This is a genomic window from Mesorhizobium sp. CO1-1-8, assembly GCF_020164875.1.
Lineage (GTDB): Bacteria > Pseudomonadota > Alphaproteobacteria > Rhizobiales > Rhizobiaceae > Mesorhizobium.
The window spans coordinates 263,735-285,800 of the sequence record NZ_JAIUGZ010000001.1 but is presented as its reverse complement, the minus strand read 5'-3'; the positions used below and the strand labels follow the sequence as shown (position 1 = coordinate 285,800).

The following is a 22,066-nucleotide window of genomic DNA, read 5'->3' as shown; positions in this document are numbered from 1 at the left end:
CCGTTTTCAAGCCTATGATTTTTTCGAACGCAAGCTTGTGGAGATCTTGCGCAGCGGGCCTGTGAAGCGCCAGCTTCTGGACTGATGCAAGGCCGCGACTTGCATCTGGCACGCTTGCAACCTTTGTTCGATCTCGTCCTTCTCGTTCCTGGCCTCCGAAGCGGCGCTCTGCAGCCCGATGCTGCTTTGGTGAGCCGCCTCGAGCTCACTGCGCAACCTTGAGATTTCAGAATGCAACGTCGGCTTCTCGGCTTCAGCGCTTGCAAGCATCGGTCGGATCGTCTGCACATCCTCCCAGGCAAGGCGCGCTACCAGATCCCCGACGGCGCGGCGCATCTGCTCGCTCCAGGCCGCGGGATCAACCCGCATGAGGCGCGAGTACTCGGATTGTTCCTTGCTGGCGTTCGGTATCCAGACGCGCAAGGCCGAAGGCCACCAGCCGGCTCTGTCGGCGATATCAAGCAGCGTGGCGAGTTGGGATACTGCGGAGTGCCGTGATTTTTTCCATGCTGCGCTGAAATGCAGGACGGTTGGAACGCGGCAATAGGTGAAGGGATTTCGCGGATTCTCGCGCATAATTCGCCGCCACAATTGCCAGTCCCCGGCCGATGCGACGTCTTCCGGCCAGACATCTCGCGAAGGCAGGCAGTCAGTCCGATACAGGAAGCAACTGGCGGGTATTGTGTTGCCGACCTCAGTGAACACCCTGAACTCGTCGGCCAGGTCCAGATTGGTCAGGAAGGGTGCTGCGATGCCATCGGTGGAAACCCACAGCGCCTGACTGTACGCGATGGCAGCTCCATTTTTGACCCCATCCGCCAGGATCTCAAAATGATCCGGAAACAGGAGGTCGTCATCGGCGGCAAAGCCAATCAGCTCGCCGCGTGCCTCACGCAGCACGATGTTGCGGTTCGCGTAGCCGAAGTTCGGCGCCTTGGGGAGATCGAAGAAACGAATGCGGCTGTCATGGAAGGCTTCGACCACCTCGGCCGTGCCGACCGCGCAGCCGTCGCCGACGACCAGCAGTTCAAAATCCTCGACGGTCTGGTCCAGCACCGATTGGATAGCCACACCGATGACATCCACGCGCGAGTGCGTCGGCATGAGGATGGAAAAGCGCGGCTTGCTCACCATCCCTTCGCGCTGCCGAAATCATGGGGGATGAGATCGGTATCGATCGGCAGGCGGTACTTATCGGGATTTGCATGATCGTATTGTATCGTCGGGAAATTGATGGCGACCAGATCGGATGTTCCGATGTTTCTGTCGGCATGCCAGACAAATTTCGGAATGTTGACCAGGCGTGGATGATTGCCGGAGAGGTAAACCTTCGAAACCTTGCCATATGTGCTGGATTCGGGACGGGGGTCATAAAGGACCAGTTCCATCTCGCCGCTGATCACAAAATAGCGGTCCTCATGCAGCTTGTGCAGGCCCCACCCTTTCACCACGCCAGGGCGAATTGTGAACATGTAGGAAAAGACCAGCGGGTCGGCATGCCAACCCCAGCGCGGGTCATAGATCTCGGTCACGCTGCCGCGGTCGTCATTGTGCCGGATGCTGTCGAAAAAGGACATGCCGTCCACAAGGAGCGTAGTGCTTTGCCGTTGCTCGTCCAGAGTCCGTTGATCCTGCTTGGCGGCGGCAAGTGTTGTCTCCAGAAGATTCAGGCTGGGGTGATCGCTCATGAACAAAACTTCCGTTTTTGACCGTCTTAGCCCGACCTTCTTCTCACAATTTTCGATGGATGTCCTGATCGGGCTAACAGGTACGTGGAGCCATGATGACTTTTCCGGGCGCGGCTGGAGCTTCGATGGGAGCGGAGGCAGGCGCGCAGCGGGGTGCCACCGACAGGATTGGGCGATGCCTTGCTTTGCGCCGATTGAACGCGACCAGAGCGTGACGCCGTCAATGCAGAGGCGTTCTTGCATCCATGCTTGGGAAATCCAACTCAGATACGAGACAATCCGAGTTGCCTCATCCAAAAAGATTTTTGACAATCAATGTCGACATTTCTCCAAAGCCAAGGGCTTGTATCCCTTGAGAGAAATGGCGCGAGTGACGGGGCTCGAACCCGCGACCTCCGGCGTAACAGGGCAGTGCACAAGCTGTTTCCCTCGCTTACACGCGCTCACCTATCCACACTAAATTATGGCGCGCATATCGCCGAGTAGAACCGGCTTCAGGAAGAAGCTGAACAAAAGGAAAAGCATCAAAGAGAGCAACTCTCGAAACTCAAAGGCGGTTTGAAGTTCGACTAGCCGCTCTCGGAAGTGCCCGGCGCCGGTTCTCTCAAGGCACGCTATAAAGGTATCCGAGCCGTTTTTGCAGTCAAGAGGATTAGCCCGCGAAGGCTTGGATGATGGCAAAGCCCACGCCGATCGCGAGGCCGGTGGCGAGGCTTTCGGCCAGGCGCAGCACAAAGGCGCCATAGCGGTCCCGCAAACGCCTTAGCGGGGCTTTCAGGATGCGAGCGAGACCATCGAGCGCGTGTTCCATCCTCAAAGCATATGGAAACGGATTCGCTGTGAAATCCCGGTTTGTGCTCAAAGTTAAGTGTCTCAGAAATGCACTAGAAAGCACGTGCGGTAACCGTTAGTTCAACCATTGCTGGTACAACGTAGGCAGGTGGCGGCCCCGACAGTGCGGTGGGCGTGCGTGCCGGAGCCGCCTGCGCAGTCCGGTTGGGGGTTGACCGCGCTGTTCCAAATTAGGACAGCGCGGTCAACGAATCGTTAAAATTTCTCGAAACTAATTAAGGGGACGCTAATTGAAACGCCCATGGAACATTGTTGTGTCTAAACGCTTCGGCGGTTGCACTGTTCTCTCCCATTATGGTGCTAGTTCCCATGATTCTCAGACTGGCCCGCTGCCGAAAGGTGGCGGGCCTTTTGTGTCAGATTGACAGGCTTCAGCATCTCATTGCATGTAGCAGTCATTACGAGCGGGGAGCATCCTATGAAGAAGATCTACGTTAAGCCGGCACTGGTGAAGCGCGAAAAATTGTCGGCGGTTGTCTCTGCTTGCGTTTCTAACTGCGGGCCGAGTGGCTGAAGCCTGGCTTGCTTGATATCAAAGCCCGCTGGCTCCGGCCGGCGGGCTTTTTGCATTGTGCAGTGCGGAACAATCGCGATTCACATTTGTTATACCGCCTATGGAAAAGGCCCAGCCCGAACCCATACCGGACAGCATTCTCCTGGCCGCCGCACGATTGCAGGCGGCTCTGCGAAGACGATCCGGCGATGACAGCAAGGGAGATGCGCTCGGTTCCTGCCGCTGCGTTATAATAACAAGCGCGAGGTCAGCGCCGGGAACATGACGAACCCTGGAAGGCCCAGCAGCTATGCGCCAGAGGCCGCCGGGTTCCTCACAGCCATGGCCAATGAAAAGCGCCTCCTGGCTTTAATGATTCTGGCTGAGGGAGAAATGTTCGTTGCTGATCTGGCGCAGCGTGTGGGACTAAGCAACTCAGCACTGTCCCAACATCTCGGCATCATGCGAGAATTTGGGCTGGTCACCCGTAGGCAGAATCGCCAAAGAGCCTATTACTCGTGCACAGATCCTGTCCTGAAAGTGCTAAAGCTTCTGGCCAGGCTTGAAGAGCGGGGGACGTTGCCTTGATCTGGTGACGGACTGGAACATCGTCGTCGCTTCAGAACGCATACCTATTGAAGCTGCGGCGGTCGCGCCCCATCGTCCCTCTCCATCGACCCCGTCGTCAGAAGCTTGGCCTAGGAGAGATAGCGGGCGCCTGCTGCCGGTGACACACACCGCAGCGGGCGCTTCGGCCGCTGCTGCAAACGGCGATCACGACGCCGGCTTTAGATTACTAATTCGTAATTTTGTCGTCACAAGTCTGCCGGGATGCCAACCGAAGGAGGGAGCCTTTGCAAATGGAGCCCTGTCCGAATGACGTCCGCCACATCATACAGCTCGACCCAGAAGCTCCTGCACTGGTCGCTGTTTTTCCTCGTCGTCCTGCTATACGCGCTGACCTACGGGGAGGACTTGCTTCCTCGTGGCGATCCGACCGTGGGGGTCATCTGGCGGCTGCATATTTCGTTTGGCCTTCTGTTGGCCGGATTAGTACTCTGGAGGGTTGTTCTGCGCGGCCTTAGAGGAGCCCCAGGCCTTCCGGATGAGATGTTGGCTCCCGAGCGGGCGGCAGCCAAGATCGGCCACTTGGTTCTCTACGCGTTGTTGATCGCGATACCAATCCTCGGCATTCTTCTGACCTGGTTCAGAGGAGACGCGCTGAGCTTCTTCGGGCTTTTCACGGTGCCGGCTCCGTTTGCACCGGATCGACCCACGGCGCGCACAATTCGCGAACTTCACTCGTTGTGCGCCAACGGCATTTTGATAGCAGCCGGTCTGCATGCCTTGGCTGCGCTTTACCATCATTTCGTCCGTCAAGATGCGATTTTGACCAGGATGCTTCCCAAGGGGACAAAGTAGGCACGCGGCCACAGCGGGGCGGCAGGACGCGAATGGCGCCGAAGCGTTGTAGGAGAGCGGCCGGCAAGAGCGCGCGATAGGGCACTTTTAACGAGCACATCGCCGCATGAGGTACGCGAAATCCTCGAACCGTTCTGTGAATTCCTTCAACGGCCCGAGCGCCTGATCTTTGGCTGCCACCATCGCGTCGAAAGCTTCAAGCTCCCTGCCGTGCAACCGTGGCCGAGCAGAGGCGTAGTCCACACCTTCGAGCGCTTGAACAAATTTGCGGCTACCTCCAGCCGCCTCGTCCGATGGCCCAGCGAGGACTTCACATATCGAGGTATCGGTCTGTGCGGCGGCGGCAGATACGCCCGACGCGACAATCAGAATTGCTGCAAACATCGAAGACGCGGTCCTCAGCCGACAGTTCGCTCGATCGTGACTTTCTTTCCGCGTGAAAGAGCGACAAGTAGCCCGAGAATAATGTCGCCGCGATCAGGACGGCATGAACGAGGACTGCACGGGCGAGCCTTCGCTCGGCTGGACAATGGCCATGAACCAAGAGACCACGCAATGACGAGATCGGCCGGCTGGGCGCTTGATGACGGCGAGCAGGACGCCGGGTATATGCCGGAAGGGCCTGAGCATTATTAACCGGGAATTGGTTCACGCCAGGCCCGGCGGCTTCAGGGTTTCCGGGCCTTTTTTCTAGTTGCTGGCCTTCTGAACTAAATAGGTGGTCGTGGATGCATCGCGGCCCAGACCACGAGTAACCTGTACCGCCGCATATCCTTCCGGGGGAACTGAGCCAGTCGCCGTGGCGTCGACCTGTTTGCATCGGCCAACGATCTCGCCGTTCGGCCATGGCGCCAATCTGGTCATGAGTGCCGCCTGGCACTGGTCATTGGACGAGTAGACAACCGGCGGCGAGTCCATCGGCCGACACAGCGACGAGTTGCAGGAAAGCACAATCATCACTGCTGCGGTTGTCGGATCCATCGATTTTTCGCCTGTTGATCCATAATGAAACGCGCAACTAGGTCCGAGGTTTCAGGCTTGCAGAAAACAGTACTCCGCTTGCGGCACATTCTCGACCACGGTGTCATGCACAACGCTCGGGCGAAGGTGTTCCGGTGCGCTCGGTACAAGCAGGCGGGCAGGGACCAGCGGCCGGTGTTCTTCACCTGCATTCCTGACTACGGGCGGATCGATCGGGAGAGGATGGGGGAGGAGCGGCACCAAAGGTGCCTAAATGATCCGGCAACGGTCGGCCGGCTGTCTCACGGTGGCGGGCTTCTGACTGCAGCCGCCGGATCAATCCCCAAACCTACAAGTCGCCGCCGGCAAGCTCAAATACGATTGGTTCGCCCCGGAAATCAGAGTAGCGAATCCACCCGGGCAAAATTGTGAATAGTTGTGCCCCTTGCTTCAGAAACTCCGCTTCAAGCGGACAGTTAGCTATGTGAACATCCCTCAACCGCTGTTCTTCGTCAGCCTTGGCAGGCCGGGCAAGGCCTTCAATTTGAACGGTGACGTTTTCGTCCCAACCGATCACCATGGCGATCCGGCTGTCTCGTTCGATATTTGCCAGCTTCCGGCTTCCAGGAAGACTGTCGAACACGATGTTGAGATCCTCGCCCAACGTCACCTGGATTATGGCTGCCTCTGGAGAGCCATCCGGATTTACGGTGCTTATAGCGCCGAGTTTATGCCTGGCTAAAAAATCGCGAACAAGTTGCCGACGCTCGTCACCGTGCATTTTGACACGTCCTCCCCGCGAATGGCCGCAACCATACCATCGGCGCGCAAACGTCAACAACCATATTTGCCAATTGCGAGCCACATGTCGCACGGGCACTACGATTTGAGCGAAAGGGCGGCTGGCCACTTTGGGTCTTTGCCTGCCTTCGCTTACATGGGGATTTTTCGATGGCTGGTTAAGACCATCGATACGCGAAAACCATTTAACTATCAGAAAGTTAAATGGCGCGAGTGACGGGGCTCGAACCCGCGACCTCCGGCGTGACAGGCCGGCACTCTAACCAACTGAGCTACACCCGCGCATGGCGAACACGTGTCAGCCGTGTTCGTCGTTGGGGCGCTGGATAAGGGGTTCGCCACCGGGTGTCAAGCGTGACAGGACAGCATAACAGCAAACAGGAGAAGGTTTTTTGACAGCCGGCGTTTTGTTGGCAAAACCGGCATCCAACCAGGGCGTCCTGCGCTCATTTGGCCTTGCGAAGCGGACCCTGACCGCTTAAAGGTCCGGCCCGGAGCGGGCGATTAGCTCAGTTGGTAGAGCGCTTCGTTTACACCGAAGATGTCGGCGGTTCGAGCCCGTCATCGCCCACCATTCACACAATCTCCGGTGCGGTTGTAAGCCGTTTGGCGACATAGATGCTGTGGTCCGGCAATCCCGGCTCCCGCAACACCGCGAACCCGATGGCCCTGTAGAAGCGCAGCGCATTGTGATTGTCCGGCATCACTTCGAGGCAAAGCCCGCGTGAACCGAGCGCGGCGAGCCTCTGCTCGAGAAAAGCCATCGCCCGCCGGCCGATGCCTTTTCCACGCGCTTGCGGCAACAGGTCGATATGACCGTGCGAAGGGTAGGCAGCCAGGGCCGGCGGAATGGTGAAGTCGCGATGATGGATCTGGTGGCGAGCCCAGTCGCTGCCGCTCCAGCATGCGCGGTCGGGTCCGGGATCGGTCACCTGCGCCCGAAGGCGCGGATACCACTTTGCGGCCAGGCCGGCATTGAAAGCCTTTGTGTCTTTTGCACCCAGCAGATAGCCCGCGGCGCCCGTTGGCCCATCGACGATGAAAGCGAGGTCGGGCTCCAGCACCTGGTAGGGGATGGTGTAGATTTGGCCCAACAGATCCGGAGCGTCTTCGCGACCCGTTGCATCCTCGCCGGCATCACCGGTCTTGAGGCAGATCATGGCAAGGGCGGGATGGTCGGCCTCTGTCGCCTGGCGCAGGAAGAAGCCATCACCGAAATCGATGATCATGGCGGAACGAGCCGGAAATCGCTGCCTTCGGGCAATAACTGCCCGCCATCGACGACGATGGTCGTGCCGGTGATGTAACTGGCGTCGTCCGAGGCGAGGAACAGGAACGCGTTGGCGACATCGCGCGGGCTGCCGAGGCGGCCAAGCGGGATGGAATCCTCCATGTTCTTGATGAACGCCTCGCCGCGATGCAGTTCGATCGCTTCGGTCAGGATGTTGCCGGGCTCGACGCCGTTGACGGTGATGCCGTAGCCTGAGAATTCCAGTGCGGCGGCGCGGATGAAGCCGTTGATGCCGGCCTTGCTGGCCGAATAGTGGCCATGGCCCGGGCTGGTGACGTGCGGGCCGGTGATGGACGAGGTGTAGAGCATGCGGCCGAAGCCTTGCGCCTTCATCGGCACCAGGGCCGCGCGGCTGGCATTGAACGTGCCGCGCAGATTGACCGCCATGACGCGGTCCCAGTCATCAGTGCTGGTGTTCTCGATCAGCTGCCAGGGATAAATGCCGGCATTCTGCACGATGATGTCGAGGCGGCCATACTGCTTCAGCGCCAGCGCCACGGCGGCCTCGGCGTCGCTCATTTGCGAGATGTCGGTGCGGATGAAGGGGACGCCCAACTCGTCAGCGGTGGCTTGCCCGGCCTCGACCTCGGTGTCGGCGAGCACCAGCCGCGCACCCTCTTCGGCAAAGCGCAGGGCGATGCCCTTGCCGATGCCGCGGGCGGCGCCGACGATGAGCGCCACCTTGTCCTTTAGCCGTCTTGTCATGCGAGCCGTCCTGTCATGCGAGTCTTTGGCGAATGGTTTGCTTGAAGGCGTCGAGCAGCACCGCGGCCAGCACCAGCAGGCCATGAATTACCTGGGTGAAATTGGCCGGCAGGCCCATCAAATTGATCGCCGTGTTGATGGCCGAGAGCAAAAGCACGCCGGCATAGACGCCGGGCAGGGTGCCGACGCCGCCTTTCAGGCTGACGCCGCCGATGACGACGGCGGCGAAGGCGTTGAACAACAGGCCGACGCCGAGATTGGCGGTGGCGCCCGACGTGCGGATCGCCAGCAGCCAGCCGGCGAGGCCGGCAATGGCGCCGGCGAGAACGAAGGCGATGATGAGATTGCGGTTCACCCGGATGCCGGCGCGGAAGGTCGCGGTCTCGTTGCCGCCGATCATCACCAGATGCCGGCCGAACGGTGTCTTGGCCATGATCAGCGAAAAGACCACGAAACAGCCAACCGCGATCCAGGCGGTGAGCGGCAGGCCGAGAAGGCGCTGGATGCCGAACCAGCGGATGGCCGGCGCCAGGTCCTGCGCCGAGCGGCCGCCCGACACGACAAGCACGAGGCCGCGCACCCAGATGTAGGACGCCAGGGTGATGATGAAGGCGCTCATCTTCACCTTGACCACCAGATAGCCGTTGAAGGCGCCGATGAGGCCGCCGACGGCCAGTGCCAGCAGCAGCGAAACCGGAACCATCAGCCATTCGGGATGCAGCTGCACGCCCATGCCGATGCCCGACGAGCAAAACAGGATGCCGACCGCCATGGCGCTGAGCGCTGCGACGGATTCGACCGACAGATCCATGTGGCCGGCGATGATCACCAGCGCCAGGCCGATCGACATGACGCCGAGCACGCTGGAAGCCTCGATGATGTTGGCGAAAATGCCGAGCTGAAAGTAGTTCGGGACGAAGATGGAGAAGACCACCAGCACGAACAGCAGCATGAACCAGACGAGGTTGTCGAGTACGAACTCCAGGGCTTTGCGTGTGCGCGGGTTCATGGGCTGATCCGGTTGGCGCCCCCGCGAAATCAACTCGATTTCGTCGGGTTAGGGCGCGGATTCAAATTCGCGACGGCATCCTTTCGGAGGCGGCGTTGTGAAAGGGCAGGCTCCGGGCCGCTATGGCCCGGAGCGCTTTCAATGACTATTCGACCGACTTGACGGTGTCCGTCGGCGGCTTCTGGTTGCCCCAGAAGGCCGGATTGTCGACGTTTTCCTTGGTGATGGCGGCACCGGGGATCTTGATGTTCGGACCCCAGGCTTCCTTGGTCACGGTCGATTTCAGGCCGAGCACGTCGTATTCGCCGGGCTTGATCTCTTGCTTCTTGACGATCTTGTCCATGAACATGGCGACAGCCGCGGCCTGCGCGTAAAGCGGCTGCTCGATTTCGGCGTTGAGCCAACCCTTGCGGATCAGGTCGAGGCCGACCGGAGCACCGTTCGAACTCATCAGCATGACGTCGCCCGGCTTCTTGCCGGCTGCCTCGAGCGAGGCGACGGCGGCGACCGAAAGGTGCGCGGCATGGCTGAAGATCAGGTCGATGTCGGGGTTCGCCAGCATCTGGTCGGCAACGATTGTGCCGGCATTGCTGGCTTCCCATTGCATGGCCGGAAGCGAGATGATCTTGACGTCCGGAAACGCCTTCATCTTCTCTTCAAAGCCCTTCTGGATGTCGAGCGTATAGGGATCGCCCGGGTCGCCGAGCACCTGCAGAACCTTGCCCTTCACCGAGCCGTTCTTGGCTTTCAGCAGCTTCTCGGCCTGGTCCGCGGCGACGTAGCCGATCTCGACCGTTCCGGCGACAGAGGTGAAGTCGGATGGCGTCGAGGTGATCTGGCGGTCGAACTCGACCACCGGGATGCCGGCGGCGCGGGCTGCCTCGATCGACGGTTTCAGGGCATTGAAGTCAACGGCCGCCAGGATGATGGCCGCCGGCTTCAGCGCGATGACATCGTTCATCTGCGATTGCTGGGCGTCGGTCTTGTTGTCGGCGTTCAGCGTCTTCATCTCGTAGCCGGTCTGCTTCAGGAACAGTTCCAGCGCGCTCACCGAGCCGGTCTGGAACTCGTCCAGCAGGGTCGGCACCATATAGTAGACGATTCCCTTGGACTGGGCGAATGCCGGCGTGAGCGTGGCAAAGGCCAGTGCAAGGATACCGAAGACAGCAAGAAGTATTCGCTTCATGTCGTTCGCTCCTCTTAAGCCGGACCCCTCTTTTGTCCCTCAGCCTGTCGGTCCGGCACCGGCAAGCGTCTCACCGGTGATCATGTTGATCACCGCATCGGGACTTGTTTTATTGCGTGCGACATCGCCCGCCACGACGCCTTGGCGGATCACCACGATCCGGTCGGCGACCTGAAAAGCCTGCTGCATGATATGGGTGATGATGACGACGCCGATGCCCTGGTTCGCCACCTGGCGGATCATGTCGAGACCGCGCCGCGTCTGTTCGACGCCAAGCGCTGCGAACGGTTCGTCGAGCAGCACCAGCTTGCCGCCCCAGTGCACGAAGCGGTTGAGCTCGATGGCTTGCCGCTGGCCGCCCGAGAGGTGCTCGACATTGGCCCGCAGCGAGGGAATGCGGGTGCCGGCATTGGCCAGCGCCTTTCCGACGACGGCTTCCATGGCGCGCTCGTCGAGCACGGGAATGCCGAGAAACTTGCGTGTGATCTCACGGCCCATGAAAAAATTGGCGACCACGTCGACATTGGTGCACAGCGAGAGATCCTGGTAGACGGTCTCGATGCCGGCCGCCTTGGCCTCGGCCGGTGATTTGGCAAGGAATTCCTTGCCCTCGAACAGCATGCGACCCGATGTCGGCTCCAGTCCGCCTGATATGATCTTCACCAGTGTCGATTTGCCGGCACCGTTGTCGCCCAGCAGCGCCACGACCTCGCCCTTGCCGATCGAGAAGCTGATGCCCTTCAGCGCTTCGATCGCGCCATAGTTCTTGGTGACGTTGTCGAGCACCAGCAGGGGTTCACTCATGCCGCAATCTCCCTGCCTTTGAGAAGGTCGCGCTCGCGTTCGCGTTCGGCCGCGAACATCTGCCCGAAGCGGGGTGACAGCACCCCGGAAACCGCAAGAGCGGCGGCGCCTCGCAACACGGAATGCTGCCCGCCGTGCGCGACCACAACCCTGGGCGTCGTGCGGTCCTTGCGGGCCGAGACGGAGTTGTGCAGGCCTCCGGCCGAACTAGCCAGCATTTCGAGCAGGTCGGTGGATGCCAGCCCGCCGAGGATGACCGTCTCCGGGTCGAACAGATTCTCGATGACGGCGACGGCGTTGTGAAAGATCGGTGCGACTTCTTCGACCCAATCCGCCTCGCTGCCGTTCCAGCGCCGGAGCGCCTCGAGCGACAGGTATCTTTCGAGACAGCCGCTGTTGCCGCAAGGGCAGGCCTCGCCGCCGGGAATGACGGGAATGTGTCCGATCTCGCCGGCATTTCCCCAGGCGCCGCGCAAGGCGCTGCCGTCATGAACCATGACGCCGCCAAGGCCGACGCCGAAATAGAGATAGTAATATTCGGAAAACTGGGCGCCGAGGCCGTAGAGGCGCTCGCCCATGGCGGCCGCGGCCATATCGGTTTCAAAGAAGGCCGGCAATCCGGTGGAGGCCGCCAGCCGTTCGCGCAGCGCCACATCCTTCCAGCCGGTCATGGTGGTCGGCCCCACGAAACTCATGGACTCCACGTCGAACGGTCCGGGCAGGGCCATGCCGACGCCCAGCACCCGTCCGCCAGCCCGCAGTCTGGTCAATTCCACCACCAACGCCCCGATCAGCTCGAAGGCGTGGTCCGGCGTCGCGTTCGGCGCGTCGCGGTAGATGCTATCGATCACGTCGCCGCTCAGATTGATCAGGGCGGCGCTGATACCAAGCGGAGTGATGTGGATGCCGACGGCATAGCCGCCCTCGGGGTTGATCCGGAGCGTCGCTGGCGGCAGGCCGCGCCCCTTCGGCTCTTCGCGCAGCGACAGGATGTAGTCCTGATCTTCCAGTTCGCGAACGATGGTCGATACGGTCTGGACGGTGAGGCCGACGCGCCGGGCGATCTCGCCGCGCGCAATCGGGCCGTGAAGGCGGATGGACTCAAGCACGATGCGCCGGTTGTACGGCCGCCCGAACTCCTGATTGGTCCCCCGCAGTGCCATGCCTTGCGCCCCTTAGGAGAGAGCAGCTTCGCATTGCTTATTTATTCAGTCAAATGGAATTCAAAAATAAATTCATGGCGACTTTTCCGAGCGGAAGGCCGTGGAGGGCGTATTCGGTTTCAGGACCTGCCCACGCTTCGTCCTGGCCGATTGCCGCCATGGCGAAACCTCTTCAATGGTGAGCGAACCCCGCGACCGTTGATCTGACAAAGCATGGAGCAAAGATGATCGAATTGCCGTTTGCACGCGACGAGTACCAACAGCGGCTTCGCAAGATCCGCACCGAGATGGCGAAGCGCGGTCTCGAGCTCCTTGTCGTCAACGACATTGCCAACCAGCATTACATCGCCGGCTATGACGGTTGGTCGTTCTACACCCCACAGGTGGTGCTGGTTCCAATCGAGGACGTCGAGCCGGTCTGGATTGGGCGCGCCATGGATGCGGCCGGCGGTCTTCTGACGGCCTGGATGAAACCGGAAAACGTGGTCGGCTTTCCGGAAGACCATGTTCAGCGCGTCGATCGCCATCCCATGGACTGGATCGCGAGCTGGATCGTCGCCAAGGGCTGGAGTGTCAGACATATCGGCATCGAACTCGAAGCCTATTATTTCTCCCCCAAGGGGCACGCCCGGCTTGTCGCCGGACTTCCCAATGCAAAATGGCATGACGCCGACCTGCTGGTGAACTGGATCCGGGCGGTCAAATCGGCGCCCGAGATCGCCTATTTGCGCAAGGCATCGACCCTGGCCGAAGCGTCCGTCACGCGAGCCTTCGAGGTGATCGCGCCAGGTGTTCGCGAATGCGATGCCATCGCCGCCATCCAGGCGGCGCAGATAGCGGGCAGCCCGGATTTTGCCGGCGACATCACCGCGCTTCCGCCGACAATCCTCGGTGGCGAGAATGCCTCGGCGCCGCACATCATGTGGAGCGACAGGCGGTTCGGAGAAAACGAGACGATTGCGCTGGAACTTGCCGGGGTCTGCCGCCGCTATGCCGCAGGCCTCGCCAGGACCATGCAGCTTGGCAAGACGCCGACAAATGTTTCCGACACGGCAAAAGCGGTGATCGAAGGCATGGACGCGGTTCTCGACGCGGTCAGGCCGGGAACGTCAGCCGAAGCCGTTGAAGCTGCCTGGCGCAAGGTCATCCAGCGCTACGGACTGAAGAAGGAATCGCGCATCGGCTACTCCATCGGCGTCGCCTATCCGCCGGATTGGGGCGAGCATACGATCAGCCTCAGGCCGGGCGACAAGACGGTGCTTGTATCAGGCAACGTCGTTCATTCCATCCTCGGCATGTGGATGGACGGCTGGGGCATCGAGATCAGCGAGACCATCCTGGTCACCGACACCGGCAATGAGACGCTGACGAAGTTCCCGCGAGAAATCCATGTCAAATCCTGAGGGTCCGGTGATGGCGGGTGGTGTTGCGAAAACCGTGACGACCGATATCGACGCCGGAATTCTCGACCGGATGATCGAGGTCCGCCGCCATCTCCACCGCAATCCCGAGCTTTCCAACCAAGAGGCCGGCACGCAGCGCTATCTCAGGCAGATGCTGGTGGATCAGGGAATCGCCGACATTCGCGACGTCGCCGGCTTTGGCCTTGCCGTCGATATTGTAGGCACCGGCAAGCCGTCAAATCGAAAGATCGCCATTCGCGCCGACATCGATGCCTTGCCGATCGAGGAGGAGTCCGGCGTCGATTATGCATCGACGAATCCAGGTGTGATGCATGCCTGCGGTCACGACGCCCATGCGTCGATGGCTTTCGCGGTGGCCGCGCATCTTCACCAGTCGCGGGAGAGTTTTTGCGGTACCGTTCGCCTGATCTTCCAGCCGGCGGAGGAGGACGAACCGTCGGGCGGCAAGCGGGTGGTGGAAGAGGGACTTCTCGACGACATCGACGCCGCCATCTGCGTCCACGTCGACCCGTACACACCGACCGGCAAGATCGCCGTGGGCTCCGGTCCCTACACTCTGGCGTGCGACACGTTCGAGGTGGTCGTCATCGGCTCGGCGGCGCACGCGGCAAAGCCGCATGAAGGTGTCGATGCGTTGGCCGTAGCCTGCTCCCTGGTGAGCGAATTGCAGAAGATCGTTTCACGCGAGACCGACCCGTACGATCCGCTGGTGATTTCCGTGACGGCCATCAATGGCGGCAACGCCTATAATGTCACCGCCGGCAAGGTCGCGTTGAAAGGCACCATCCGCAGCGGCAGCGATGCAACCCGCGAGCGGGCCTGGCACCGCGTTCGTAAGATAGCCGAGGGGATAGCGACGAGCCACGGCGCGCGTGTCGAGGTCGACATCCACAAGGGCGAACCGGGTGTCGTCAACGATGTCGAGATGACTGAGCTGATTGCCGCCAGCGCCAAGGCCTGCATCGGTGCCGATAACGTTCTCAACACGCCCGGATGGACGATCGCGGACGACTTTGGCTACTACAGCGAGAAACGTCCTTCGGTCTATTTTCGGCTGGGAATCCGAAACGAGGAGATCGGATCGGTCTTTCCGCTCCATCACGCCCGGTTTCGTGTCGACGAGGCCGCGTTGAAGGTCGGCGCGACCACCTTGGTTGCGGCAGCGACGGCGTTTCTGTCGATGGAAGCGCCTTAGTCAACCATCATGATGGTCATCGGCGCATGGGGCAGGAGCCCAGGATCGCTTACAGATACTGCGCGACCTTCTTGCCGACCGTGAGGAAGCGCAAGGGGTCGATCGCTTCGCCATTGTGGCGGACTTCGTAGTGCAGATGCGGGCCGGTCGAGCGGCCGCTGCTGCCGGTCTTGCCGATGACGGCGCCGGCGTCCAGTTTCTCGCCGACGGTCACGTCGATCTCGCTGAGATGCCCGTAACGTGTTGCAAAACCATTGCCGTGGTCGACTTCCACCATGCGGCCATAACCGCCGTTCCAGCCGGCCTTGGTGACGGTGCCGGGCGCGGTGACCTTGGCGGCCATGCCGATCGGCGCCCTGAAATCCATGCCGGAATGCAGTGCCGCGGTGCCGAGGATCGGGTCGGTGCGCACGCCGAACGGGCTGGTGACGGAGTGGCCCGGCGCGGGGTTGGTCAGCGGCAGCTGACGCGCTTCCTTCTTGAGATGGTCGAGCGCATCAAGCGCTTCATCCAACTCCTTGACCTTGCTGTCGAACATCATCGAACTGTCGACCGGGATGAGCGGTCCGCCGACATCGCTATCGCCCTTGCCGAAGTCGCTGTCGACAGGCAGTCCGGCCGCCTCGAGCGCTTGGGTGATGGCATCGGCGCTCTTGTAGGCATTGTCGGCAAGCGTGCTGATGCGGGTCAGTTGATCGCTCTCGATGGATTTCAGCGACTGGTTGATCGAGACGAAGAGCTTGTCGGCACGATCGGCGGCTGAATCGTTGGGCAGCGGATCGGAACGGGTCGACCACAGCGAGAACGGCCTTGTGTCGCCGGCGCCGAGATCGGCCCCCAGGCTGGCGACCGCATAATTCCGCGCAGGCTCCTGGATACTGCCGGTCACTTCGGCGCGTTTGTCCGGCTTCGCAACCGCTGCCGGATCTTCGGCCGGCGCCGCGCCGACTTCGCTCTCGGCGCGTTCGAGCAGCGGGCCAAGGCGGCCGTGGCGCTGGCTCAGCTGGCTCTGGCGTTCAAGCAGTTCGCTGACCTTGGTTTCCATCAATTGCTGGTCGAGCAACTGGCGGCTGGTGATACGGTCGACTTGGGCGCGAAGCGCCGAAATGCGATCTTCATAGGCTTGCTGCATGCGCGCCTGACGCGCCGTGGTGGCGCCGATCAAATCGTCGCGCAGCACGAGATAGGAGGTGGCCATGAGGTAGCCGATAGCAATGGCGGCCAGCGCCGAGCCGATAAAGGCCGCCAGCCACGGTCGGATCGTGAAATGCCTGATCTCGTTGCCCCGGGCGATGATGACCGTGTGGGGCTCCTTACGCCTGCCGAATACTGCGGACTGACCGGTTGCGTTCACGGGACCAAGCTTTCGTTTACGACACCACGACAGCTTGACTACACATTATTAAGGTTAACAAAGGCTTGCAGCGTCAACTTGCTTGCAGCGAACGCCCGCCACGCGTGCGTAAGGTTGTAAGGGAAACCGGACCAGCCTCGCCGGCAAAATCTCAAAGCGCTCGAACGGCCTCAAGCACCTCTTCCGCATGGCCCTTGACGCGGACCTTGCGCCAAATCCTGGCGATCCGTCCGTCGCGGCCGATCAGGAACGTCGCGCGCTCGACCCCCATATACTTGCGGCCATACATCGATTTCTCGACCCACAGATGGTAGGCCTCGATCACCTTGCGCTCCTCGTCGGCGGCGAGGTCGATGGTGAGATTGTACTTCGACTTGAACTTGTCGTGCTTCTTGACGGGGTCGGGCGACAGGCCGATCACCACGGCGCCGGCCTTCTCGAAGTCAGGCTTCAGCTGCGAGAAGCTGATCGCCTCCTGCGTGCAGCTTGTTGTGTCGTCCTGCGGATAGAAATAGAGCACGATAGGCTTGCCTGACGATGCGGCAAGACTGACTGATCCGCCGCCGTCCCGCGGCAGGTCGAATTGCGGCGCGAGATCGCCTACGTCGAGGTCAGCCATACCGATGCCCTTGTTTGAGGTTACGTGCGAAGCCACACCGATATAGTGTCGGCCGGGAATCGTCCACGATCGAGTTCGTACAACGGAAAATTGCGTGGATCAGGAGCGACCGCAGCACGAGAAGATCCGGTTCAGGCGTGATGAGATCACCGACCTGGGGACCTTTCCGTCTGCCTGCCGTGTGCCGCCGCTTGGCCAGGCGTCTATCGGACGCGGTTTTCGCATACTGTCGCGACTGTTCGCCGGTCTGGTCGCTTTCGTGCTGCTGGCCGCCGTGCTCGTTTATCTGGTTGGCGCCTCCGGCATCGGAGCCGACCGGCTTCGCACCGAGGCGGAAACGACGCTTGAGAAACTGGCGGGCGTCGATGTCAATGTCGCGGTCGGGCCTGCCCGCATCACGCTCGACGGTTCGAGTTTCATCGCGCTTCAGGTCAGCGACGTCAGCTTGAAGACATCAGACGGCAAGCCGATGGCCGATGCCGGCCGGGTGCGCTTCGGCGTGCGTCTGTTCCCGCTGCTGTGGGGAGATGTGCGGCTGACCAGCGCCAGGATCTCGGATGCCCGCATCGTCGTGGCGGCGATGCCGTCAGGCGGCGACTGGACCGCCGGCCTGCGCAATGCGGACGGCCTCATCGATCCGGAGAAGCTGTCCGCCGCGGTGTTCGGAAACATCAACCACGCACTCGATGCAGTGCGGGAGGATTCGCTGCGCCGGATCGATCTTCGCAATGTCGAATTCGTGCTGCCCGAAACCGGAGCGGTCAAGCTCGTCAAGATCACCGACGCCACCGTCGTGCAGTCGGGCCCGGGCGGCATGCAGTTTTCCTCGAAGGCGGACATCGACGGCAGGACGCTTACCGTTGCCGCTACCGCCAGCCGTGATATTGCGGCGCACCGGGTCACGGCCCTGGATGCGAGCGTCGATCTGGCCGGTGCCGGCGACGCGGCCGCCGCTGCCGGCAAGTTGGGAACCGTCGCGCTGAAGCTGACGGGATCGGAGGGGTTCGGCGTGAACGCATCGCGGCTGACGGCCGCTTTGTCATCGACGGGTTCTGTCCTCGATCTCGGCACGCGAGGACTGCTGCCGGCGGACGTCGATATCAATGCGACGCTGGTCGCGGGCAGCAACAAGGTCCAGGTCGACAGATTGCTGCTGAAGACCGGCCGCTCGACATTCGATTTCGCCGGTTCGATCGGGCCGAAGCCGGCAAGCGGAGCGGTGGGTGAAGAACCCTCCTATCGCTACGACCTGACCAGCGACGGGTCGTCGCTTGCGCCTTCGGAGTCGCCCGAGCCGGCGCTCACCTTCCTCGCCCGGATCGCCGGTGTCTACAACACGGTGAGCCGCAAACTGGTCGCCGAACAGATCGCGCTTCGGTCCGCCGGCTCCGGCGAGATGCTTGGCACCGCCGCCGTGGCGTTCGTCGACGGCAAAGTGCCGGGGATCAATCTGGCGTTCAACTTCCACGACATGCAGGTCTCTCACGTCAAGCAGCTATGGCCGTGGTTTTCGGCGCGCAATGCCCGGCTGTGGGTGCTGGCCAATCTGTTCGGCGGCCGTGTCGTCGACGCCAACCTTCAGTTCCAGGTGGTGCCGGGCCGCCTTGGCAACGGCGTGCCGCTTTCGGCCGATGAGGTGTTCGGCCGCTTCCAGATCGAGGGATCGCGATTCGACACCGCCGGCCGCATCCCGCCAATACGCGACGCGGTCGGCGTCGTCGGTTTCCACGGCAACGATGTCGATATCTCCCTGACCTCGGGCACGGTCTATATGCCCAGCGGGCGCACCGTGGCGGCCAGCAACGGCACGCTGACGGTCAAGGCGGCCAACCGCCCGCCGGTCGTCGGCGCGCTCGACATCGATGTCGATGGCGACGCATCCGCCGTTGCCGAACTCGCATCCTACGAGCCGATCAACGCCATGCGCCATGTCGGCATTCTGCCGGAAGAGCTGTCGGGCAGCGTCACCGGCCACGTCAAGGCGGATATTCCGCTGCAGTCAGGCGTCGACTCCTCGAAGCTCGATTGGCTGGTATCGCTCGACTACAGCGGCATGTCCTTGGCCAAGCCCTTCGAGGGCCAGATCGTGACGGATGCGGACGGTTCGATCACGGTCGATCCCGAGAAGGCGGTGATCTCCGCCAAGGCGTTGCTGAACGGCATTCCGGCCGAACTCGATCTGATCGAGCCGCTCAGGGATGACGGGCCGGCGCGCAGCCGCAAGGTGGCCCTGGTGCTCGACGACAAGATCCGCGCCGCCGCCATGCCCGGCCTGAAGCCGCTGCTTGCCGGAACGGTGAAGGTGGCGATCGACAAGAACGGCAGCGGCGACCAGAACGTCTCGGCCGATCTGACCAACGCCAGGCTGGATATTCCCTGGGCGGGCTGGAGCAAGGGGGCAGGGGTCCCCGCCAAGGTCACCTTCGTCATGACCAGGTCCGGCGACACCACGACGCTGTCCGACTTTGATCTCGACGGAAAGACGTTCTCCATCGACGGCAGCATCGTGCTGGTCAATAGCGCCTTGTCTTCGGCGCGCTTCAGCAAGGTCACCTTGAACAGGGGCGACGACGTTGCCGTGTCGGTGAAGCGATCCGGCAAGGGCTATGCAGTCGATATCAGCGGCAACGCTCTGGATGCCCGCTCGCTCATCAAGCAGTTCACCTCGGATGTCGACACGGCTACCAAGACTACCGGTTCCGACGCCATTTCCGTCAGCGCCGATGTCGACCGGCTGACCGGTTTCCACGACGAGCAATTGTCCAATCTGAAGCTCGACTACAGCGCGGCCGGCTCGCGGGTGAACGGGCTGAAGGTCAGCGCCACGGCCAGTTCAGGTGCGGCCATATCGATCAGCAACACGACCGGCGCCGGCCGGCGCGCGCTCAACATGCAGTCCGCGGACGCCGGCGCCATCCTGAGGTTCCTCAACATCTACGAGCATATGGAAGGCGGAACGATCACGCTCGCACTGGCCGGGCCGAGCGACGGATCGCTCAAGGGTAAGGTCGACACCAGCAACTTTTTCGTGGTCAACGAACCGAAACTCGCCTCCATTGTCTCGACCACGCCGGCCGGCGACAACCGCAGCCTCAATCAGGCCGTCAAGGGCAAGCTGGACACGTCGCGGGTGAAGTTCGAACGCGGCTACGCCGAGATCGATAAGGGCAGCGGCTATCTGAAACTGGCCAATGGCGTGCTGCGCGGACCGCGCATCGGCACGACGTTCCAGGGCACGCTCTACGACCAGAACAACAACATGGACATGACCGGCACGTTCATGCCGGTCTACGGTCTCAACCGCATCTTCGGCGAACTGCCCATCGTTGGCGCGCTGCTCGGCAATGGCCGCGACCGTGGCCTGATCGGCGTCACCTACCGGCTCAAGGGCAACGCCAACAAGCCGCTGCTGGACATCAATCCGCTGTCGGTGATCGCGCCTGGAATATTCAGGTCGATCTTCGAATACCGGTGACCGAGTTCAGGCCGGCCGCACCAGAATGTGTTTTTTCTTTCCCAGAGACAGCTTTACGACATTTTCCGGACTCAAATCCTGAGGAGTAACCAGCCGGCGATCGTCGCTCACCGGCTCGTCGTTCAGGCGCACGGCACCGCCCTGCACATGCCGCCGCGCTTCACCGTTTGACGCCGCCAGCCCGGCGGTGACGAGCAGCGACAGGATGCCGACGCCGGTTTCGAGCGCTGTCTTGTCGACCTCGACAGTCGGCAGCGACTCCGCGAGCGCGCCTTCCTCGAACGTCTTGCGCGCCGTATCGCTGGCTTGCTCGGCGGCTGCACGGCCGTGCAGCAGTGCGGTGATCTCGGTGGCGAGGATTTTCTTCGCCTCATTGATCTCGGATCCGCCGAGCCGCTCGAGCCGCGCCACCTCGTCCAGCGGCAGCGTCGTGTAGAGCTTCAGGAAGCGAGCGACGTCGGCATCCTCGGTGTTGCGCCAGTACTGCCAGAATTCGTAGGGGCTCAGCATCTCCGCGTCGAGCCAGACCGCGCCCGACGCGGACTTGCCCATCTTGGCGCCCGACGAGGTGGTGAGCAGCGGCGTGGTCAGCGCATAGAGCTGCGCGTCCTCCATGCGGCGGCCGAGATCGATGCCGTTGATGATGTTGCCCCACTGGTCGGAGCCGCCCATCTGCAGGCGGCAGCCGAGACGCTTGTAGAGCTCGACGAAATCATAGGCCTGCAGGATCATGTAGTTGAATTCGAGGAACGACAGCGACTGCTCGCGATCGAGCCGCAGCTTGACGGAATCGAACGCCAGCATGCGGTTGACGGAAAAGTGACGGCCGACGTCGCGCAGGAAACTGACGTAGTTGATCCCCATCAGCCAGTCGGCGTTGTTGACCATGATGGCGTCGTTCGGACCGCTGCCGAATTTGAGGTAGGGCATGAAGTTGCGGCGGATGCCAGCCAGATTGTCTTCAATGTCCTGCGGCGTCAAAAGCTTGCGCGCCTCGTCCTTGAACGACGGGTCGCCGATCATCGAGGTGCCGCCGCCCATCAGCGCGATCGGCCGATGACCGGTCTGCTGCAGCCAGTGCAGCATCATGATCTGGATCAGCGAGCCGGCGTGCAGGCTCTTGGCGGTCGCGTCGAAGCCGATATAGGCGGTCACCGTCTCCTTGGCGAAGATAGCGTCGAGGCCGGCATCATCCGAAGTCTGGTGGATGAAACCGCGCTCGCTCATCGTGCGCAGGAAATCGGATTTGAAGGCGGACATTGTTTCTTTCCCGAAAGCGCCTGGCCAGCGTGGCTCGGACGTGTATGAACGCGGGCGTTTAGCATCCAAGCGCGATCAGCAAAAGTGGTTTCCGGTTTTGCGTCTGATCGCGCGCCAGACAAAGATCCAGCGATCAGCAAAAGTGGTTTCCGGTTTTGCGTCTGATCGCGCGCCAGACAAAGATCCGGCGATCAGCAAAAGTGTTTCCGGTTTTGCGTCTGGTCGCGCGCCAGACAAAGGTCCAGCGATCAGCAAAAGTGGTTTCCGGTTTTGCAGCCCGCGCGGATGGCGTTGCGAATCCTTGCTTCGTCGTTTGGGCTGGCGTATTGAGGCGCCGCGCAAGGGCAGGGCCTGAGGCGCCGCGA

Annotated in this window: 20 protein-coding genes and 2 tRNA genes; 7 read left to right on the top strand and 15 right to left on the bottom strand. The window is 61.6% G+C overall.

The features are described 5' to 3' along the window. Window positions 1-12: 12 nt before the first annotated feature. The 3 genes from LB558_RS01460 to LB558_RS01450 form a co-directional block, all read right to left on the bottom strand. Window positions 13-1,134 (bottom strand): glycosyltransferase family 2 protein, encoded by a 1,122-nt coding sequence (locus tag LB558_RS01460; protein ID WP_224695825.1) that lies wholly within the window; start codon window positions 1,132-1,134, stop codon window positions 13-15. Further along, window positions 1,128-1,688, bottom strand: a complete 561-nt coding sequence (locus tag LB558_RS01455) for a dTDP-4-dehydrorhamnose 3,5-epimerase family protein (RefSeq protein WP_224695823.1) — start codon at window positions 1,686-1,688, stop codon at window positions 1,128-1,130. Before LB558_RS01455 ends, LB558_RS01460 begins: the two co-directional genes overlap by 7 nt. A gap of 652 nt (window positions 1,689-2,340) precedes the next feature. After that, window positions 2,341-2,499, bottom strand: a complete 159-nt coding sequence (locus LB558_RS01450) for a hypothetical protein (RefSeq protein WP_224695822.1) — start codon at window positions 2,497-2,499, stop codon at window positions 2,341-2,343. 816 nt (window positions 2,500-3,315) lie between these two features. Here LB558_RS01450 and LB558_RS01445 point away from each other — a divergent pair. Next, entirely contained in the window at window positions 3,316-3,621 is a 306-nt protein-coding gene (locus LB558_RS01445; RefSeq protein WP_224695821.1) for an ArsR/SmtB family transcription factor, read from the top strand. A gap of 288 nt (window positions 3,622-3,909) precedes the next feature. Then, the gene (locus tag LB558_RS01440) at window positions 3,910-4,455 is read left to right on the top strand and encodes a cytochrome b (protein ID WP_224695820.1); all 546 of its coding nucleotides are present in this window, start codon (window positions 3,910-3,912) and stop codon (window positions 4,453-4,455) included. Window positions 4,456-4,542: 87 nt separating this feature from the next. Here LB558_RS01440 and LB558_RS01435 read toward each other — a convergent pair whose 3' ends face one another. The 3 genes from LB558_RS01435 to LB558_RS01425 form a co-directional block, all read right to left on the bottom strand. After that, window positions 4,543-4,839 carry a hypothetical protein gene (locus LB558_RS01435; protein ID WP_224695819.1) on the bottom strand — a complete coding sequence of 99 codons (297 nt, stop codon included), beginning with the start codon at window positions 4,837-4,839 and terminating at the stop codon, window positions 4,543-4,545. A gap of 925 nt (window positions 4,840-5,764) precedes the next feature. After that, window positions 5,765-6,196, bottom strand: a complete 432-nt coding sequence (locus LB558_RS01430; protein WP_224695818.1) for a pyridoxamine 5'-phosphate oxidase family protein — start codon at window positions 6,194-6,196, stop codon at window positions 5,765-5,767. 225 nt (window positions 6,197-6,421) lie between these two features. Further along, window positions 6,422-6,498, bottom strand: a tRNA-Asp gene (locus LB558_RS01425). A gap of 216 nt (window positions 6,499-6,714) precedes the next feature. Between LB558_RS01425 and LB558_RS01420 the strand changes: the two genes are divergently transcribed. Continuing rightward, a tRNA-Val gene (locus LB558_RS01420) sits at window positions 6,715-6,790 on the top strand. A gap of 1 nt (window position 6,791) precedes the next feature. Here the strand turns inward: LB558_RS01420 and LB558_RS01415 are convergent. The 6 genes from LB558_RS01415 to LB558_RS01390 form a co-directional block, all read right to left on the bottom strand. Then, window positions 6,792-7,445 (bottom strand): GNAT family N-acetyltransferase, encoded by a 654-nt coding sequence (locus tag LB558_RS01415; RefSeq protein WP_224695817.1) that lies wholly within the window; start codon window positions 7,443-7,445, stop codon window positions 6,792-6,794. Beyond that, window positions 7,442-8,212, bottom strand: a complete 771-nt coding sequence (locus LB558_RS01410) for an SDR family NAD(P)-dependent oxidoreductase (RefSeq protein ID WP_224695816.1) — start codon at window positions 8,210-8,212, stop codon at window positions 7,442-7,444. Before LB558_RS01410 ends, LB558_RS01415 begins: the two co-directional genes overlap by 4 nt. A gap of 13 nt (window positions 8,213-8,225) precedes the next feature. Then, window positions 8,226-9,221: an ABC transporter permease gene (locus tag LB558_RS01405; RefSeq protein ID WP_127258247.1), complete on the bottom strand. Its 996-nt coding sequence runs from the start codon at window positions 9,219-9,221 to the stop codon at window positions 8,226-8,228. 145 nt (window positions 9,222-9,366) lie between these two features. Next, on the bottom strand, window positions 9,367-10,407 hold the full coding sequence (locus LB558_RS01400) for a sugar ABC transporter substrate-binding protein (RefSeq protein ID WP_013532176.1): 1,041 nt from the start codon (window positions 10,405-10,407) through the stop codon (window positions 9,367-9,369). Window positions 10,408-10,446: 39 nt separating this feature from the next. Continuing rightward, on the bottom strand, window positions 10,447-11,211 hold the full coding sequence (locus LB558_RS01395; protein WP_013532175.1) for an ATP-binding cassette domain-containing protein: 765 nt from the start codon (window positions 11,209-11,211) through the stop codon (window positions 10,447-10,449). Continuing rightward, entirely contained in the window at window positions 11,208-12,374 is a 1,167-nt protein-coding gene (locus LB558_RS01390) for an ROK family transcriptional regulator (RefSeq protein WP_224695815.1), read from the bottom strand. The genes LB558_RS01395 and LB558_RS01390 overlap by 4 nt, the downstream gene beginning before the upstream one ends. A gap of 224 nt (window positions 12,375-12,598) precedes the next feature. Between LB558_RS01390 and LB558_RS01385 the strand changes: the two genes are divergently transcribed. Continuing rightward, window positions 12,599-13,777: a M24 family metallopeptidase gene (locus LB558_RS01385; RefSeq protein ID WP_224695814.1), complete on the top strand. Its 1,179-nt coding sequence runs from the start codon at window positions 12,599-12,601 to the stop codon at window positions 13,775-13,777. After that, entirely contained in the window at window positions 13,764-14,993 is a 1,230-nt protein-coding gene (locus tag LB558_RS01380) for a M20 metallopeptidase family protein (RefSeq protein ID WP_224695812.1), read from the top strand. Before LB558_RS01385 ends, LB558_RS01380 begins: the two co-directional genes overlap by 14 nt. 49 nt (window positions 14,994-15,042) lie before the next feature. Here LB558_RS01380 and LB558_RS01375 read toward each other — a convergent pair whose 3' ends face one another. Both LB558_RS01375 and LB558_RS01370 read right to left on the bottom strand, forming a co-directional pair. After that, the gene (locus LB558_RS01375; protein ID WP_224695810.1) at window positions 15,043-16,347 is read right to left on the bottom strand and encodes a M23 family metallopeptidase; all 1,305 of its coding nucleotides are present in this window, start codon (window positions 16,345-16,347) and stop codon (window positions 15,043-15,045) included. Window positions 16,348-16,498: 151 nt separating this feature from the next. Next, window positions 16,499-16,966 carry a peroxiredoxin gene (locus tag LB558_RS01370; RefSeq protein ID WP_127258257.1) on the bottom strand — a complete coding sequence of 156 codons (468 nt, stop codon included), beginning with the start codon at window positions 16,964-16,966 and terminating at the stop codon, window positions 16,499-16,501. A 94-nt stretch (window positions 16,967-17,060) separates the two neighbouring features. Here LB558_RS01370 and LB558_RS01365 point away from each other — a divergent pair, with 94 nt between their 5' ends. Further along, on the top strand, window positions 17,061-20,441 hold the full coding sequence (locus tag LB558_RS01365) for a DUF3971 domain-containing protein (protein ID WP_224695809.1): 3,381 nt from the start codon (window positions 17,061-17,063) through the stop codon (window positions 20,439-20,441). A gap of 6 nt (window positions 20,442-20,447) precedes the next feature. Here LB558_RS01365 and tyrS read toward each other — a convergent pair whose 3' ends face one another. Further along, on the bottom strand, window positions 20,448-21,701 hold the full coding sequence (gene tyrS / locus LB558_RS01360) for a tyrosine--tRNA ligase (protein WP_224695808.1): 1,254 nt from the start codon (window positions 21,699-21,701) through the stop codon (window positions 20,448-20,450). Here tyrS and LB558_RS01355 point away from each other — a divergent pair. Next, window positions 21,688-22,056, top strand: a complete 369-nt coding sequence (locus LB558_RS01355) for a hypothetical protein (RefSeq protein WP_224695806.1) — start codon at window positions 21,688-21,690, stop codon at window positions 22,054-22,056. The two genes, tyrS and LB558_RS01355, sit on opposite strands and share 14 nt — an antisense overlap. Window positions 22,057-22,066: the final 10 nt, after the last annotated feature.